17 protein-coding genes are annotated in these 16,038 nt (G+C 66.0%); 1 reads left to right on the top strand and 16 read right to left on the bottom strand.

From position 1 onward, the window contains the following. Positions 1–196: 196 nt before the first annotated feature. From NA3_RS34675 to NA3_RS34605, 15 genes are all read right to left on the bottom strand, one after another. Positions 197–964 carry a hypothetical protein gene (locus tag NA3_RS34675; protein ID WP_062969085.1) on the bottom strand — a complete coding sequence of 256 codons (768 nt, stop codon included), beginning with the start codon at positions 962–964 and terminating at the stop codon, positions 197–199. Positions 965–1,120: 156 nt separating this feature from the next. Further along, positions 1,121–1,852: a hypothetical protein gene (locus NA3_RS34670; RefSeq protein WP_062969083.1), complete on the bottom strand. Its 732-nt coding sequence runs from the start codon at positions 1,850–1,852 to the stop codon at positions 1,121–1,123. Positions 1,853–1,956: 104 nt separating this feature from the next. Next, positions 1,957–2,373, bottom strand: a complete 417-nt coding sequence (locus tag NA3_RS34665; RefSeq protein WP_062969082.1) for a hypothetical protein — start codon at positions 2,371–2,373, stop codon at positions 1,957–1,959. 80 nt (positions 2,374–2,453) lie between these two features. Further along, complete coding sequence (locus tag NA3_RS34660; RefSeq protein WP_062969081.1) at positions 2,454–4,724, bottom strand: hypothetical protein; 2,271 nt, start codon at positions 4,722–4,724, stop codon at positions 2,454–2,456. 551 nt (positions 4,725–5,275) lie between these two features. Further along, entirely contained in the window at positions 5,276–5,719 is a 444-nt protein-coding gene (locus NA3_RS34655; protein ID WP_128145660.1) for a hypothetical protein, read from the bottom strand. Between the two features lie 466 nt (positions 5,720–6,185). Continuing rightward, entirely contained in the window at positions 6,186–6,674 is a 489-nt protein-coding gene (locus NA3_RS34650; protein WP_062969079.1) for a single-stranded DNA-binding protein, read from the bottom strand. 960 nt (positions 6,675–7,634) lie between these two features. Continuing rightward, positions 7,635–8,591 (bottom strand): riboflavin biosynthesis intermediates N-glycosidase, encoded by a 957-nt coding sequence (gene ybiA, locus NA3_RS36525; RefSeq protein WP_167355092.1) that lies wholly within the window; start codon positions 8,589–8,591, stop codon positions 7,635–7,637. A 423-nt stretch (positions 8,592–9,014) separates the two neighbouring features. After that, positions 9,015–9,194: a hypothetical protein gene (locus NA3_RS34640; protein WP_062969075.1), complete on the bottom strand. Its 180-nt coding sequence runs from the start codon at positions 9,192–9,194 to the stop codon at positions 9,015–9,017. Positions 9,195–9,429: 235 nt separating this feature from the next. Then, on the bottom strand, positions 9,430–10,239 hold the full coding sequence (locus NA3_RS34635; protein WP_062969073.1) for a PP2C family protein-serine/threonine phosphatase: 810 nt from the start codon (positions 10,237–10,239) through the stop codon (positions 9,430–9,432). Beyond that, positions 10,236–10,706, bottom strand: coding sequence for a hypothetical protein (locus tag NA3_RS34630; protein WP_128145657.1), 471 nt, complete (start codon positions 10,704–10,706; stop codon positions 10,236–10,238). Before NA3_RS34630 ends, NA3_RS34635 begins: the two co-directional genes overlap by 4 nt. Beyond that, complete coding sequence (locus NA3_RS34625; protein WP_062969069.1) at positions 10,703–11,161, bottom strand: hypothetical protein; 459 nt, start codon at positions 11,159–11,161, stop codon at positions 10,703–10,705. Before NA3_RS34625 ends, NA3_RS34630 begins: the two co-directional genes overlap by 4 nt. 55 nt (positions 11,162–11,216) lie before the next feature. Beyond that, the gene (locus NA3_RS34620; protein ID WP_062969067.1) at positions 11,217–11,489 is read right to left on the bottom strand and encodes a hypothetical protein; all 273 of its coding nucleotides are present in this window, start codon (positions 11,487–11,489) and stop codon (positions 11,217–11,219) included. Between the two features lie 75 nt (positions 11,490–11,564). Next, positions 11,565–12,110 (bottom strand): hypothetical protein, encoded by a 546-nt coding sequence (locus tag NA3_RS34615; protein ID WP_062969065.1) that lies wholly within the window; start codon positions 12,108–12,110, stop codon positions 11,565–11,567. Positions 12,111–12,421: 311 nt separating this feature from the next. Continuing rightward, on the bottom strand, positions 12,422–13,009 hold the full coding sequence (locus tag NA3_RS34610; protein WP_062969063.1) for a hypothetical protein: 588 nt from the start codon (positions 13,007–13,009) through the stop codon (positions 12,422–12,424). A gap of 50 nt (positions 13,010–13,059) precedes the next feature. Beyond that, on the bottom strand, positions 13,060–14,052 hold the full coding sequence (locus NA3_RS34605) for an HAD domain-containing protein (protein ID WP_062969062.1): 993 nt from the start codon (positions 14,050–14,052) through the stop codon (positions 13,060–13,062). A 165-nt stretch (positions 14,053–14,217) separates the two neighbouring features. Here NA3_RS34605 and NA3_RS37460 point away from each other — a divergent pair, with 165 nt between their 5' ends. Continuing rightward, positions 14,218–14,868: a hypothetical protein gene (locus NA3_RS37460; RefSeq protein WP_128145656.1), complete on the top strand. Its 651-nt coding sequence runs from the start codon at positions 14,218–14,220 to the stop codon at positions 14,866–14,868. Positions 14,869–14,943: 75 nt separating this feature from the next. Here the strand turns inward: NA3_RS37460 and NA3_RS34595 are convergent, their stop codons facing one another. Then, entirely contained in the window at positions 14,944–15,849 is a 906-nt protein-coding gene (locus NA3_RS34595) for a hypothetical protein (protein ID WP_062969058.1), read from the bottom strand. Positions 15,850–16,038 lie beyond the last annotated feature (189 nt).

Here is a 16,038-nt window from a genome sequence, read left to right as displayed (position 1 = left end):
GTTACCTTGGATGCAAGAGGTGTGAACGGAAAAACGCGGAAAAGTAAAGGAGAAGGAGGAGGCGGCAGAGGATCGATGTACTGGAGGACGCGCTTGGAACGCAGAGAAATACGGAACGTTTTCGGACGTGAGAAAGAGGGCTGCGCCCGCTGCGCGGGGAAGAAGGTGCTTCCCCGCGCAAGCAGGTGTGCGGCTTCTACAGGCCGGAATTTTCGACCGGATCGCTGATCAGGTCCGGCGGCAGCAGATCGGCCTTGTCGGCGATACGATTCGAGATTTCCAGCGCCACAGTACGAATGAACTCGCTCCGGGTCATCTGCCCGAGGCGGTCCAACTCCAGCGTGACCGAGATCCGGCCCAGGTCGGCGGGGATCTCGATGTCCATGTCCTTTTCTCGGGCCGGGAGGTAGTCCATGAGCCCGATCTCCTGGATTGCGTCTTCCAGGACACCGCAATAGCCACGGTCGTTGCCGACCTTGAGGACGGCTTTGATGGTGCGGTGGCGGAACTGCTCGATCTCCTCGGTACCCGCCGGCGGGTACGGGCTGGTAGTGGCTCCCCATTCATCGAGCACCGCGGTGACGTCGACGCTCGCCGACTGCTCTGCAACCTCTTTCGCGGTGAGTTCGCTGCGGTAGAGCTTGTTGTTGAACGAGGTGAGCTGGTCCGAAATGAAGCTCTCGACGCGGACTGCGAGGGAACCGGGGCCCCTCTGGTGGTCACGCAGCTGCAAGTCGAGCTCGGTCGGGATCGCGTCGCGGAGTGCGGACAGGTCCAAGGTGTAGGGCTGAGGTCCGCCGGGCAACATGCTGCCCAGTCCGATATCGTTGAGGACGATTTCGGCACGGTCCTCGTAGCCGCGTCGATGTGCCCATTTATGGATGCGCGCGACGAGGATCTGCTTTTCGGTATCGAGATCGGGGACAGCAGGGGTGGTGGTCTCGGCAACGCCGGTGTCGGTCATAAATTCTCCTTTGTTGTGGTTGACCCGCTGTGGTGCGGTAATGCGCGCGCGTATCGGGCACACTCGCCAGCCCCCAGACGCGCGAGATTCTGGGAGCTGGCGGCTGTGTCAGTAAGACGCGAGGCCGCGGCCGCGAACAGGCCGCGCGGAGGTGGCTCAGTCGGTGACTTCCGGCGGCATCGTGATGTTGTCGGCGATGCGCAGGGCCAAAGATCGGGCCAGCAGCTCGAGGAAGGAATCGCGGCTGATCTCACCGGCCCGGTTCAGTGACATCCGGAACTCGACCTGGGTGAGACTGCGCGGAATGTCGACGACTGCCGTCGCCTCGTCGGGCGGTAGATAGTCACCGAGCCCGATTGCCCGGATACACCGTTCGAGCTTGCGGCACAGGTCGCGCGACTCGCCGTATCGGAGGACGGTCTTCATGGTCCGACGCCGGTAGTCCTCGACCTCTGCCCGACCCGCTGTGGGGTAGGCAGTGTTGAGGTCGCCCCAGCGAGCGAACACAGCGGGCACGTCGACTCTGTCGGAATGTGCCTCCACGGCTTCTGGATTGATGAATCCATCGCGGATCTTGTCGAGAAAGGAGTTGGTGACCGGTGCGACTACGCCGTTGACCTCGCTGCCCACAGTCCACGCGGAGAACTCGTCGTCGAGAACGATCTCTGCGGTATCGGGAATCGCGGCACGTAGTTCGGACAGGTCGACGGTGTAACTGCGAGGCGCACGGGGCCAATAACTCTCGAGGCCGAGGGCCCGGAGCGCGTCCTCGGCCTCGCCCCACTCGTCGTTGGCCTCCGCCCAGGCGTACACGCGAGCGACGAGGATGCTGATTTCATCGTGGAGATCGGCGACGGTTTCGCGGTTGGTTTCGGTGGCGTGAGTCATGTGAATCTCCCTTACGGCGGCAGGGTCGCGGCTTTGGATGTGTGCGCATGTCCGGCACACTCGCCAGCTCCCAGACCCGGAAGGTCTGGGAGCTGGCGGCTGTGTCAGGAACGCAGGCGGGAGGGTGGGCGGCCCTCGGCGGTCAGCACCCTGGTGTGAAGCGGGGCGTGCAGTGCCTGCCAGGCCGTGTCGGTGCAGGCGTAGCAGCGGCCGTCGATCGCGACGACGTCCCCAGGGGACAGTGACCGGTTTCCTGCGGCGAAGTAGTCGCGGCTGTGGCGGTCGGTGTGGATGCCGTTGAACAACAGAAACACTCGATCGAGCACAGGCTTGTCGAACGCATCGGCAGCGCCGTTCAGTGGTGTGACACCGACGGCTAGTTCGTGATACGTGTAGGCCAGCGACAGGACGTGGCGGGGCTGGAATCCGGCCCCTGGCGCGGTTGTGTTGAGGAAGATCTGAACGAGCACCTGCCCGCGCTGTCCACGGGATACGTGCGCGCGGCCGATTCGGAAGAGCATGCGGTCTCTCCTGGTGGTGGAATGACGAGCGCCGGGCCGCTCGGTGCGAGCGGCCCGGCGCGGAAACAGCGGGGGACGGGTCAGGCGACGCGCCGGCGGCGCTTCGGTGCTGTCTGGATGTGGCCGAGGCTCACGCGGCAGCTGATGCAGTAGTCGCTGTCGTCGACGCTGGCGTTCTGGTGGCAGCCTTTGCAGCGGTCACGACGAACGCCCTTGCCGATCACCGGCGCGCCCTGAGCGCGCCGCCGCGGCGTCGCCAGTCCGGCCGTGGCCTGTGCATCCCGGCGTGCGCGGTGGTCGGGCAGGTCGGGGTGCTCGGCCATGAACGCGGCGATCGCGCGGGCGGTCGGGGAGTCCTTCCCCGCGCGGAGCCACTGGCTGCGCAACATCGCCCGTGCCTGGCTCGGGAATTCGATCGCCAGGAAGTGACAGTGCGCGGTGACCACGTCAGCGTGACTAAACCCTTCCAGCGTGGCCGCGATCCCCGTATCGCCGGGTCCGTCGGGGCGCTCGGCCAGGAACGCGGTGATGGCGCGGCCGGTGACGGAGTCCTTCCCGGCGTGGCGACGGTGACTGCGCAGCGCACCGTGCGCCTGGCTCGGATACTCGGTGAGCAGGAAGTGGCAGTGCGCTGCGACCATCTCGGCGTGGGAGAAACGATCGGGCAGCGCCGGGCCTCCGGCGGTAAACGCCTCGATAGCTCGAGCAGTCGGAGAGTTCTTCTCCGCCCGCTGCAGCCGATCGCGCAGCAGCGCCTCCGCGACGGCGGGGTACTCGGTCGTCAGGAATCGGCAGTGCGCGGCGACCACGTCGGCGTAGGTGAATCCCTCGGGCAGGGCCGGGATTCCGGGACGGCCGTCCTCGCGGCAACTCTCGCACAACCCGTCATCGCTGCGCCCGTCAGGCCGCATGGCGTCGCAGCTGGCGCGTTCGATGAAGCAAAACACGCAACGCCATCCACGCACGGGTGTTTTCGCGGCTTTGCTGTAGTCGACCTCGATACCGTCGCCGCGGTGCTCGGGCGCGTCACGGAAGTCGGTGCTGATCCAGATCCCGGTCCGCATCGACGCTCGTGTCGTGGAATCGTCTTCGACCGGACGGGGCCGCGCGTCGAATTCCGATTCGGCGACCTGAGATGCGATTTCGCCCACCAACTCCCGGCTGATCGGCGCGCTGTGGTCCTTTTCGCCCGCACGGGTGTAACGGATGTTCTGACTCTGGAACGCCTGCCTGGCCGCCTGCGCGGCGTCGGCCAACCGGACCTCGCGAGCCCGCCAAGGCCGCTGGGCGGCAGAGACCGCATCGCGGTCGATCTGTTCAGTGACATAGCCCAGATACACGCGATCCCAGAACTCAGCCTGCTGTTCGACCGGGGCAAGGCTGCTCACGTGCGCTCGCCACATCGGGTCGGTGCGGCGGCGTTCGTCACGCGCGGCCGCCGCAGCCTCGGCCGCAGCCAGCAACGGGCGGATCATCTCCCGTGCCGCTCGGATGGCGGCCTGATCGTGACGAATGGGCCGCTCGGTGGTCAGCCTGAATTCCCACTGTGTGTTGCCGAGGCGGCGCGCGCGGTCCAGCTCGGCTTGCCAATCGCGGAACAACGAAAGCTGGAAGTACTCGGTGACGATCTGCGGCTCGGCAGCGGTCCGAGCACTGATGACGGCGCGGCCGCGGTCGGTGAGCGCGAGCTGGGCGGAACCCTCGGGCCGGTACACGAGGCGCTGGTCAACCACGAGGCGGCGCAGCGCGACGGCGGTGTGGGAGTAGGGAACAGCGATATGGGAGCCCAGCACCGTGTGGTTCATCAGGCGGACGAGGTCGCGGGCCTTCATGACGCCCCGGCGGTGCAGAAGCCGCAGGACGATGGTGCTCGCGCGGGCGCTCCCGCTCACGGTCATGCCCTCAGGGGTGTCCATCCGCTGCGAGGTGGTTCGTTTCGGTACCGCGGTGTCGCGCGGCCGCCGGTAGGCGGACCGCAGCGATGGGCGCGGCATCTCGTGCGTTTCGAGCCCGGTCGTGAAGCCCAGATCCGGGAGAATTTCGTTGTAGTGCAGGCGCGGATCGGTCTCGGGGGTGCAGCAGACAATCTGCTGTTCGTGTTCGGGATGGGCTTTCGCATAGCGCGCGAGCGCGCCGAGCGCCTTGTCGAACGGCAGGTTGGTGACGTTGCGCACCAGCACGTCACACACATGCCGGTCATCGGGATAGGCGAATGCCAGTGCGTGGGTGAGCTTTTCCACCGCACGGTCGATATCGCCCGGCAGCATCTTGTCGATCCCCGCGAGGGCTTCGAGGAAGAGATTCGCCTGTGGTGCGTCGGCGAGCAGGTTACGTGAAGTCAGGTCATTCACGGGAGTTCTCCTGTTATACGGGATCAGCGAAACGCCATCCCGACGGAAGTGGCCGCTTCCGACGGGATGGCCGGCTGGCCGGGTGACCAGCCCGCGGGCGTCAAACCGGGTGGGAGGACGACACGCGGGAGGGAACGCGCCGAAAAGGGCGGCGGCGAATTTCCCGCGCTGACACCGCGAACCGCGCGTGCGTTGGGACGCCGCGCCCGGAAATTCGTCGTCGAATTTCCGCGCTGACCCGCGAACGGAACCTTGGTATGTGGTCGCCGCGCCCGGAAATTCGTGTCCGCCCGGGCGCGGGCCCGGACGCGTGGCGGCCTCCCACCCGGTAGCCCTCGATCGGGCTGGTCACCCGGCCAGCCGGACAGCCCGACCCACGCAACCACCTCACAACCCGGCCACACGCGGACCGCAGTTGTGACCACAACCAGGTGTGTGGTCTGTGCACCGACAGCACCGGGGAAGGGGGAGGGGTTTCCCCGGTGCCGCGGGCCTCACCGCCAGCGAGGGGCACCGGCGGGAGTCTTCATCGCGGCTCGGCCGCGGTTAGGTCACCGGCACAACGCCACGCGCGGGCCCCGAGAGGCGACGCGAAGAGCGGGCCGTGCACGCACCGCTTCGAGCAGGCTGTGCCGCAAAGCGTATCGAGCCACCATGGCCGACCGCATATTCTGAGCGAGCTTCTGGGCGGCCGGATGCGGCATGTCGAAATTTTTCGCGATGTGGTTGCCCGCGAGTGTTCGCAGGAGCGCGAATTCTCGTGTCGGCATCTCGGCGACAAGGCTGGCCGCGCGTTCGGCGTCGGCCAATGCCTCGAACGCCACCGGCCGATGCTCGGGTCCCTTGTCGTGGACATACAGCTGAAACTCCGTCCCGGCGCTATGGATCACCGCGAACGATCTGGTCTGCGGCGTCCACGGCCGAAATCCCAGAGCCCAATCCACTGGGAATCCCGCCTCGTACGTGTCCGGCCCGACCTTCTTGAACATCAACATCAACATTCCCTTCGACGAAAGTTTGTGCAGGACAGACGAAAAAGCCACCGCCCGCCCATGCCCGAAGCGAAGAAGCAGCGGGCAATTAACAGCCGGTGTGCCGACGGCGGAGGCGGAGCGGGTGAGTTCAGCGACTGTGGCGGACGCTGTGGTCCATGGACTCGCGCTGAGCTGGAGTGTGGCGGCCGGGCGGCGGGGACGCTGGTGGCGCGCTCACCCTCCCTGGAGCACGGGAGGTATGCGGAAACGCGAGTGGTTGTCGCGCAGAGAAAATGAGTGTGCCCGGCGCGCGGCCGGGCACATCGTGTCGATAGAGGACCGAAGTCCCACCGCGGTTTAGGCGGTTCCCGGCCAGGACTGTCGACAACGCCACCGTCTTCGACCTGACAGAAGAACCGTGACGTCTGGCAGTGTACTCTGACCGGGACATCGACGAGAAAGCCCGCACGAGTTCGGCGGGGCTTGCTCAGAAGACGGGATCGTCGCCGAAACCGGAGGATCCGCCACTGCCCCATGGATCGTCGGAGGCGGCTGCCGGTCCTGTTGTTGCGCCGACAAGTGCGTTACCATTACCGACAGCATTGGAGTTGCGGCTGACTTTGGTTACTTTGGCGGTGGCGTATCGCAGCGACGGACCGACCTCGTCGACCTCAAGTTCCACCACGGTGCGCTTCTCACCATCGCGGGTCTCGTAGGAGCGCTGCTTGAGCCTTCCAGAGACGATCACCCGCGATCCGCGTACCAGCGATTCCGCGACGTTCTCGGCAGCTTCACGCCAGATGTTGCAGCGCAAGAACAACGCTTCGGCGTCCTTCCACTCGTTAGCGGTGCGGTCGAACACTCGCGGGGTGGAGGCGACGGTGAAATTGGCGACGGCGGCCCCGGCCGGAGTGAACCGAAGCTCCGGGTCGGCAGTCAGATTTCCGATTACGGTGATGACCGTATCGCCAGCCATATCAATACCTTTCGAGTAACCTGGCCGCCAGGCTGAGTAAGTCCTCGGCCGGGCGGAAGTCCATGATCTGGGTCATGATGAGGGTTGAGCAGGGCTCACTTCGGATCTGAGGATCCTGGCGGGTTGGTCCGCAACTCTGTAGATCAATTGGGAGACGGGTGGGCAGCGGGCGAAGCGGCACACTGGAGACCGCGATGACTGGTGGTCGGGTGCGGGCTTCCCGCCGGCCGCGTCCCCGTCGGGCGGCCGGGGCTGGTTACGCCGTGACCTGTGGGGCAGACCCCCAGGGGCGGAGCGGCAGTAGGGACACCACGAGCGGTTGTGGCGGATCCCGATCCAGAGATGCGCGACGGCCGCGGCGGGGACTGTTAGCGCGATGATGGTCGGGAGGGCGATCTCGCCGAGGGGAATCAAGACGATTGCGGTGACCGCGTAAGTCGCAACCAGACTCTTAAACGCTGCGGACAGCGTCGCATCGGCGCGGTGCAGACGCTTGCCGATGACGCGATCGCGTGAAGTTGGGCCTTCGGGACGCAACGGCGGTTGTTGACAGCCTTCGTCGCAGCGGCGTCGCCGGTGGTCGTAGCAGACCAGATGGCACATCACCGCGATCACGAGCCCAGGCAGCATGGCGGCGATGATCACCACCGCCGCCTGATGATGCGCCCAGACGACGGCAGCCGGAACCGCATACAGCAATGGACTCAACGGGCTCAGGCGGATGATACGACAGCTGAAAGGAGTTCGATTGTGCAGCAAGTGGGTTCCTGTCCTGGATAGACATGACATCGGGGCGGGAGAGATACAGGTAATCGGCGCGTCTGTGACGCAGCGTGATCGCGTCGGTATCGGGAGCCGCCCGGAGTGTGTTCTGAACTGATAGACGGGCCGCATCGACGTGCTCCGCTAGCCGGTGCCGGATCGCCTCCTCGGCTGCCCCTGAGGCGATCCGGATCGGGGTCAGGGGTGCGGACGGAAGGCTGTGCTGATGGTCGTGCGGCGGGTACGGACGTTAATCGTGATGACGGGCATGCCGATGCAGTAGTTGCGAAGTGCGGACACTGTCCCGCCTCGCGTGATGGCCGGGTCACGCACTGCCACAACGACGTTGGCGTCGCCGATCAGCAATTCGTTGCGAAGGTCGAAGTTGCCGTTGGAGTATCGATCGCCGACGACGACCAGCCGTTCGGCTCGATCCCGCAGGCGGGCATGTTCGTGGCGCGGGGTCTGGGTCCATGGGTCGGCCTGTTGCGGGAACGGCTGGTAGGCCCACAGCGCCAACCTGGCATCGAGGACCGCGCCTGCCCACCAGGTATCCGAACCGGTGGCCAGCCCACTGTTCCCCGTGTGAGTCTGATGGTCATCACGCAGCTTCACGGCCAGTCTCCGCAGTTCGCTGTTCAGCCAGTCTCGTACCTCGGGGGCGATGAGCTTTTCGCGGTGCCCGGTGAGCGCCGCGCGGGGCCACCGCGTCGCAGGATGGCCATGCAATTCGGACCGCACTGCCATGAGGGTGCGACCGAGCATGTTGCGCCCCACCAGGGTCCGAGTCCCCGAGTTGGGGACACGGCCCCAGAATTTGTCGCCCCACGTGTTGCCCTCCACCAACAACGTGTCACCAGTGGCGCGCAACCGGTCGGCCAACGCCGGCGTGCGAGCGAACTTGCTCGCGACCACCTCACGCATGACCTGGGTCTTGATGGTTTCCCAATCAGGGCGCAGCGGGACGCGGCGCCCCAGCTGTTTGGCTGCGCCGGGCGAGGGTGCGTCGGCGATACGTGCAATCCATTGCGGATCGGTAGTTTTCGCCGCCGCGAAGGCGTGTTCGGCGGTCGGATACCAGCGGTCGCGATAGGCGGCTGGAAAGTCACTGAAGTTGGACAGGTACCGGTGCTGGTCTTCGAACCGGTCGATCACGTTGACAGGCATGCCACTCCTGAAATCCATTGGTGCACAGGGCCTCACTGGCGTAGCGACTCGTCGCGTACCGCGCGAGCGCGGCGTACGGAAGGCCGCTGCTGACGGGAACGACACGAATCCGGGAACCGGGGATGGTCGAGGGGTGAACAACGGGCGGTGTGGACCAGAACGCGCTGATCGATCAGCCGGCAGCGGAGCTTCCCTCTGCCGTCAATGTTCTCGACGGTCTGCAGATGCCTTCCTCGGCGACATCCGCGTCGATGCATCCGATTCCGCCGCAACAGGTTTCGGCGTAACAGTTCACGCCGTCGACCCCGTCAGCGGCGATATCGACGTCGTCTGCCCGGGGACCCCGATCTGCGTCCGAACCGCGGGTGGGCACTGCAGCTGGGGTGAGTTCCTGCAGTGCCCGCGGTCGGTTTATCCGTAGGCAGTGGCGGATGCCACTGTGTCGGGGCGGTTGTCGGGCAGGTACCAGATCTGGGGGATCGCCTTGAACGTGTCGGGGGCTCGCAGGATCAGAGGTGCGGGTCGTTCCAGGTTCGCCGAGCCGGTCGAGGGATCGGCAAGGGTCACGGCGGCGACGAGGAGAATGTCCATGATGGTGACTCCATTTCGATGAGAGAGTGAGCGGAGAGCGTGTCCGCGTGCAGACGGATGTCGGCACGGGCGTCGACCAGGTGCGGTCGAAGAGCGGGAAGGCTCGTGAAGGGCGGATCCGGTCCTGAGAACAGCGGAAGGGGGACGAGCGCGGGCTGCGCGAGTGTCGAGCCCGGCGCGCTGGGCGAGAACCTGACGGATCTCGTTCGCCCACGGCCGCACAGGTGAAGCTCTGCTACAGAGTTTCTTCGGGGATGTCGAGGACGACGGCCGTCGCGTTGTCGGCGTCGGCTCCGCTGGCGTGCACGGCGTCGTTTACCAGCTGGATCGCGGCCTGCCCCGGATCCGGGACGGTTTGCAGGATCTGCCGGATTGCCTCGTGTCGGCGTTCGTCCGGGCCACCCGGGATCACGGTCTGGCCGAACGCGCGACCGTCCCCGCCGGGGGCGAGTGCGCCGTGCACGCCGTCGGTGCACACCAGCAATCGCTTCGCGCGGTCCAGGTCGGTGATGGAGTGCCAGGACGACTGGGGCGTGTGGCCCGTGGGCCGTCCCCGCGTTCGGGAGATGATGTCAGGGCGACCGGAGGCCGCCCTGTTGTGATCGTCGGTGAGCTGGATCAGCTGTCCGCCCACGGTGAGTAGGTAGGCGCGGCAGTCTCCGAGCCAAGCCACATGCACCTCACCGAAGTCGGTGACGGTCGCGACGATCAGCGCAGTGTCGGCGGGGCGTGACATTGTGCTGTCGCCGAAGGTGCGCAGGTGGCTGGCTGCTCGGCTGTCGTCGGCGGCGTAGCGGGCCATCTCGGGCAGAACGGCACGGGTGAGGTCGATGATGAAGCCTGGGCTGTCGGGGTCTACTTCGTCCGCGATCCGGATGGCCAGGTTCACGGCAGCGTCGGCGATCACGTCCGATCCAAGGCCGTCGGCAACCGCGATCAAGGTGCGGGTTGGGACGTCGAATTGGCTGTAGCAGTATGCGTCCTGTTGGTGCTCGCGGCGGCCCTGGTCGGTGTGCGCGCCGGGTGGTTCGGGAGCTGTGGTCAAGTGTCCTCTCTTTCCGCCCCTGCCGCCTGACGGCCGGGACTACGGGGATCGTTCACCGGCGGAGCTTGGTGATCTTCGCTGCCGGGAAGCCGAAAGTTGTTGTTGCCGTCGGGCAGATGCCATAGGCTGGTCGCGGGTTCGGGGATCAGCAGTTTCAGGGCGGCGATGGGATCGCCGACCCAGACATGACGGTTCACAGTGGCGTTTCCGTGGCGTAGCGCGCGCTCCTGCAGCAAGCCTGCGCGCACGAGCTCGGCAAGTTTGTGGACGCTCGGTGTCAGGGAGCCGCCCGTCGGCCACGGCGCGAACACGACCAGGTGGTTGGCTTCAGCGCGCCAGTACAACTGTTTGACAAGCACTGCGACGCCATCGATTTCGACGATCGCCCCGTAGGTGAGTCGGTCAGCGTCACGATAGGCGGTGCGGACGTTGGTGTGCTGCCATCGATCTGAAATCCACACCGTCAATCACTTTCAGCGACCGAGCCCTTTGCGGCCGTGTTCGCCGCGCTGTCGCGCGGCGCGCTGCGGAGGACGGATGTGCTGTCGATGCCGACCCGAGCCATGAGCTGGAAGTCCATTTCCTCAGCGAAGTCGGGATTGCTGAATTCGGCGTGGGCCCAGGCCCATTCGGCGACGAGCTCTTCCTGCACGCTGCGCGGCTCCTCGCTCACTGCGTCGCCGATCGAGAGCGCTGTTGCGCGGCTGCGGTCGATTCTCTGCCAGTGCGCGTGCAGGACGCGATCGGCGAGGGCGGCAAGCGTGCTTGCACGCTTGCAGCGCTGAGTGAAAGCTTCGCGGCCGGCCAGGTCGTCGGGAAAGAACTCCTCGGCCGAACTGGCGCGACGAGCCAAGATATCGACGGCTGTTGCCGCGGCGTCGGATGCGTTCGGATCGTTTGTGGGTGGTGTGTCGGAGCTCATCGACTTCTTTCTCTGGTAGTTCCACGGTCGGCGGGAGCAGCGCTGGTCCGCCGCGCTATCTGGGTGGAGTGGTCGACCATTCGCCGGTGCCTGGGTCGAACCAGTTGTGTGGCGAGTCGCGGGTGACGATCCGTTCGCCGACTGCCAAGCCGAGACCGCTGTCGCCGACGATGCGGAATCCCAGTGCGGTGAGGGTTGCGTCGATAGTGTCGGCCTGGTCGTCATCGATTGCCTGCTCCACGATGGCGCGCTGGTGGTCGTAGACGACCGCGAGCCGGAACGTCGCGGTTTCAGGGTCGGCGACAACGACCGATCGGTAGTAACACATGACACGGCTCCAGTTCAGCGGGACAGGAACGACCGCAGCGGTTTGCGCTGCCCGCCACGCGCCGCGCGAGACGGGTCAACGGTCGCGGCGAGCGCGGCGAATGTCGGTGGTGATCGCGTAAGCCGCGCGGTCGCGTGGCAGGTGCTTCGATGCCAGCAGGTGATGGCGGTAGAGGGTGGTCGCGGCCATCACCGGTTCCCGGCCGCGGAGGGCGCGCTGGTAGCAGTAGCTGCCGGCGAGGCTGGTGACATGTCCGGCGCTGTGGGCTTCGTCGGTGATGGTGCGGTGTACGTAGCGGAAGGTGCGGCCGGTGTGGATATGGTCGTCGACGAACAGCCAACTGTTGCCGAGGAATCCCTCGACCCGGGTCCGGGCATGGCTGGAATCACCCACTGTTCGCACGAGCGCGTAGTCGACGCCGAACTCGAACGCGAGGATCGGAATGATCAGCGCGCCGGACAACCCTGTGCCGACCAGCGTGTCGAAACTGATGCCTGCCGTCGTCAGGTGAGTGCGGGCATCTGCGATCAAGGAGTCGGGGTCGAAGACGTCGTCGAGGTAGTCAGATCCCAGCCAGATCCCGCGACACGGCAGCGTCCGCGTAGCGGCGGAGCTGGTCATATCGGCACCGTGCTGTCGGCGATCGGCACACAGTATGACTGCGGGCGGCGAGGAGTATGGAGACCGACGAATGCAGGTGGATGAGCGATCATGCTCGCCTTTCCGATAGCAGCAAAAGATTCAGTGCGAGAGACGAATCCGGCGAAGACGGACACCGGCCGGGCGCGGCGGGTGGCTCGCTGTGACGATGTGAAAGCGACCACGGTCGCTTGCCGCGAGATGACCGGGCTACACCCTCATGTTGGCGGCGACCGGGTACAAGTTGCTGTGCTGGCTGTGAGCTGACGGCGAGACGAGAGTCGCTGTGCGAGTCAATGGTTCGGTGCGTCGCTGTCGTCTACGAGCAGTATCTGTGGGAAGTAGTAGAACTGGGTCGGCGGCCCGTCTGCGCGGTCCGGATCGGATTCGGGGTCGTCGTTGTCCAGGTATCCGTCTCTGGTCAAGTCCTCGAAGGAGAAGCCGCTGACCTCCGCGAGCGCGGTCATGAAGTCTGTGATGCCCGCTGCGCTGTCGATCGCGACTTCGATGCCGACACAGGAAGGGCCGTCAGGCAGGACCAAGGACACGTCAGCGCTCGTGCGCGCCATGGCGGCGCCGAGGGCGCTGTTGGGGAGCATGACGATTGGAGGTTCGGCCGAGCCGGCCGAGGGGGGTGTGAGGGCGGTGGGGGAGTTTGGTTCGAAGAACATGGGTTCGGCATTCGCCCGGTAGCCGATCTCGCGTGCAGTGAAGGACAGATACTCGCCAGCGTCGTAGGTGGTGGAGTCGTCGCTGATTTCCGGCACTGCGGTCCGGTAGAGGTGGTCGTTGTCCGCGGAGAGGTCGAAATCGTGGGGGACCTTCAGAACGGCACTATGGCGGGTGTATTCATCCCATTGCAGCAGGATGGTTTTTTTCATTCGGACTCCAACATGACGGGACGCCAGCCGATCAGGTCGGCGCGCTCGTGTCAGGCCAGTGCGTGGCCGGCACCGACTGGTGCCGCAGCGGGGGTGTGGACCGGGAGTTCCGCTGCGATACCGGACGGTGCCTGAGCAGCGGGTAGTACGGGTGCCAGCAGTGGTTCGGTGGGCCAGTGAGCGGGGCGCTGCTCGCTGGTGAGGTTGACCGCGGCGGCGTGCAGGGTCACGAAGTCGCTGGTTCGGAGGCCGCGTCGGGGGTCGATTCGGTACAGGTAGGCGGGCGCGGTGTGCGCGTTGTTGAGGTAGTGGGCGTGCGCGGGATCGATACGGGAATCGACCCATACGAAGGGGCGGCGCCCGGCGTGGTCGACCAGCGCGCGGGCCTTGGCCAAGATGTCGTCGCCAGCGGGATCCCAGTGGAGAACGGGGAATCGGGGCAGCCCGAGGAGCGGGCGGATGCATGCGTTGGCTCTGTCGAACCACTGTGAGGCCCACACGATGTCGTAGATTTCGGTCAGCGCGAACAACTGGCGACCGTGGGAGGAGTTGAGCCACAACTGAGTCGTGCGGCCTGAGTGGCGGTTTCCCGGTGGTCCTGTGCGTCCGGCAAGTAGGAAGCGTCGGGAGTTTTCGAGCTCGTGTGCTGCGGCGGCCCAGGGGTTGAGCGGGCCGTCGATGTCGAGATACAGCAACGGACGTGTACCCGCGGCGGCAGGCCGGGACTGGCGACGGCGGCGGTGTGCGGCGTCCGTGCGAGGACGGGTGTTCGCGATGTCCGCAGTGCTGACGGTTGCCGTCGCGCGCTGCGCGAGCACGTTGCGGACTTCATGCAGCAGGCGCAGCTCGACATACCGCGCGGATGAGCCGTCGAGGCGGTGGCAGCGGTGGCCAGGGAGAGCCAAGCAGTACGGGCACGGAACGGTCAGGGCGAGTCGATGTTGCTCCGCCAGATCCGGTGGAAGAGGCACCCGATCCTGTTCGGGCAGTGCAGTTATCACGGGCGCGGCCATGTACATCTCCTGACGGAATTCGATCGCCATGACAGGGGTATGCGAGCGGGCCGGGCCGCGGATCGCGAGCGCAGCCCGGCCCGCTCAGTGGATGAGTTTGTTGAGGTGCGCGGTGCCAGAGACGGGCCGGCGCCCGGTTACTCTGTGACTAGGGGACTGACAGAACTTGACGATCTGCTCAGTCAGGAGACCACCATGGGTGATGACCACGCGACGGTTCGCCGTGCGGGGAGCCGGCGACGCTCGCCAGCTGTTGCACAACAGCTCAAGGCGCGCCAAGAGCGCCGCAACGAACAACGCGCAGCGCAGAGGGAACGGCAAAAGCGGATCGAGGCCGCCTACGAGGCCTTCACCACCGCGTTCGGGGCAATCGAAGAAGCGAAACTCGCTACTGCCGACAAGGTGGCGGCGTTGAACGAACAGATCGCCCAAGCCCATGGTCAGGAAAAGGAGACCATCGCTGGCGAACAGCGCAAACAAGCACTGGCCGCCGCAGCGATTCGGGCCGAGGTAAGCAGCGTCGACGAGGTGGCCGAGCAGTTGCAGATCTCGGTCACAGAGGTCCGGCATCTGCTGAAAATGGTGCGCCCCGCCACGGACTCGGCCTCCTCGCCTGCACCGAAGACCGCGAAGGCACGCCTACCCAGTCCCTCACAGCGCACCGCCGAGGAGAACGGAAAACGGCACGATCTGGCGCGGTCTCCCGGCGATGCGCCCGGCGTCGATTCGTCAACGCCGGCGCCGACGGCTCCTCTCCCGCAAGCTGCCAATGGTTTACGCGATGGCCGGGGCCAGAGCAGACCAGCGACGGGATCCGCGTTCGAGGTTGTGACCCGGCCACGCTGAGGGCGGCCGCTGCCGCAGGTAGTCAGGGGTTGCGCCGAGATCTCGCGAGCTCGGCGCGTGCCCGGCTCGAGCAGCTCATGCCGCGGCCAGCTGTGCGGAATTAGTCTGTGCCGCAGCGAGTATTCGGGCGATCTCGGTGGGTTCGAGGTCGCCGATGGCTGCTACGTCCCGCCCGGCTTCTCCTGACACCCATGCCATGGCGTCGCGGGAATCCGGGAATTGGGTGTCGAGGTGCTGTTGCAGGGTCGATGCCTGGTCTCTCACTGCGGCCAGGGCGGTGTCGGCCACGGTGTCACGGTTGCGCAGCGCGGAGAGCGTGGAGTCGGTGCGCGGCGCTTCGGTTTCGTTGTCGGCGTAGCCGGTGATGGTCGGCATGGAGGCATCATCCAGAAGTTCGAAGCCGGCGAAGACGTTGGGAATTGTGCGGGACCAGGCGATGAATTCGGCGTGGTCGGCCAGCAGGCGGGCGGGGCGTCGGTCCCATTCGCCGACGGGGCGGCCGTTGTCGTCATGCCGGGCGTGCTCGTGGTAGTTCGCGCTGCCGACGCTGCGTTGTATGTGTCCGGTGGGGTGCGCGACGGTGATGCTCATCTTTGCTGATGGCGGTGGTGCGTTGTGGTCCCAGTGGTCGACCCAGCGGGCCACCTTGGGGTCCCACCAGACCGGTTCGAGGAGATCGATGGTCTGGCTGGGGTAGCACGCCCGTCCGATGTGGCGGATGACGTCGATGGTGGCTTGGGTGATCCAGCGCTCCGGCGAGGATTGTCGATCGCTGGCGATGGATCCGGCGCCGGGGCGCTTGATCAGGCGGATTTGTTCGCCGATGCGAAATCCGAGTCGACCTGCCCGAAGTAGCCGCAAGACGGTGTCTTCGGGGGCGTGTTGGGCGCCGAGTGCCCGGACCAGTCGGAGTTCGTCGTCGGTGGGCTGGATTTTGTCGGCGGGCGTGCGTGGTGACTGTGAGGTGGGAGGAGGAGGCATTGCGACCTTTCCGTAGGTGTGGGCGAGAGCGTGTCAGAGGTGGGCCGTGAGCCCTGCAGCGTCGTGGGCACGTGTCACCTCGACAGATCGGGCACGTCGGGTCGCCGCGGTGGAGCGTGCCGGACATCACGAGTGGCGGTCGTGGTTGATCTGTGTTGTCGGGCGGCCGGTACCGAAGGCGAGGCTGTC

Source organism: Nocardia africana NBRC 100379 (assembly GCF_001612635.1).
Classification (GTDB): Bacteria; Actinomycetota; Actinomycetes; order Mycobacteriales; family Mycobacteriaceae; genus Nocardia; species Nocardia africana.
The sequence above is the reverse complement of the archived record's forward strand: the minus strand, read 5'-3'. Positions and strand labels throughout refer to the sequence as shown.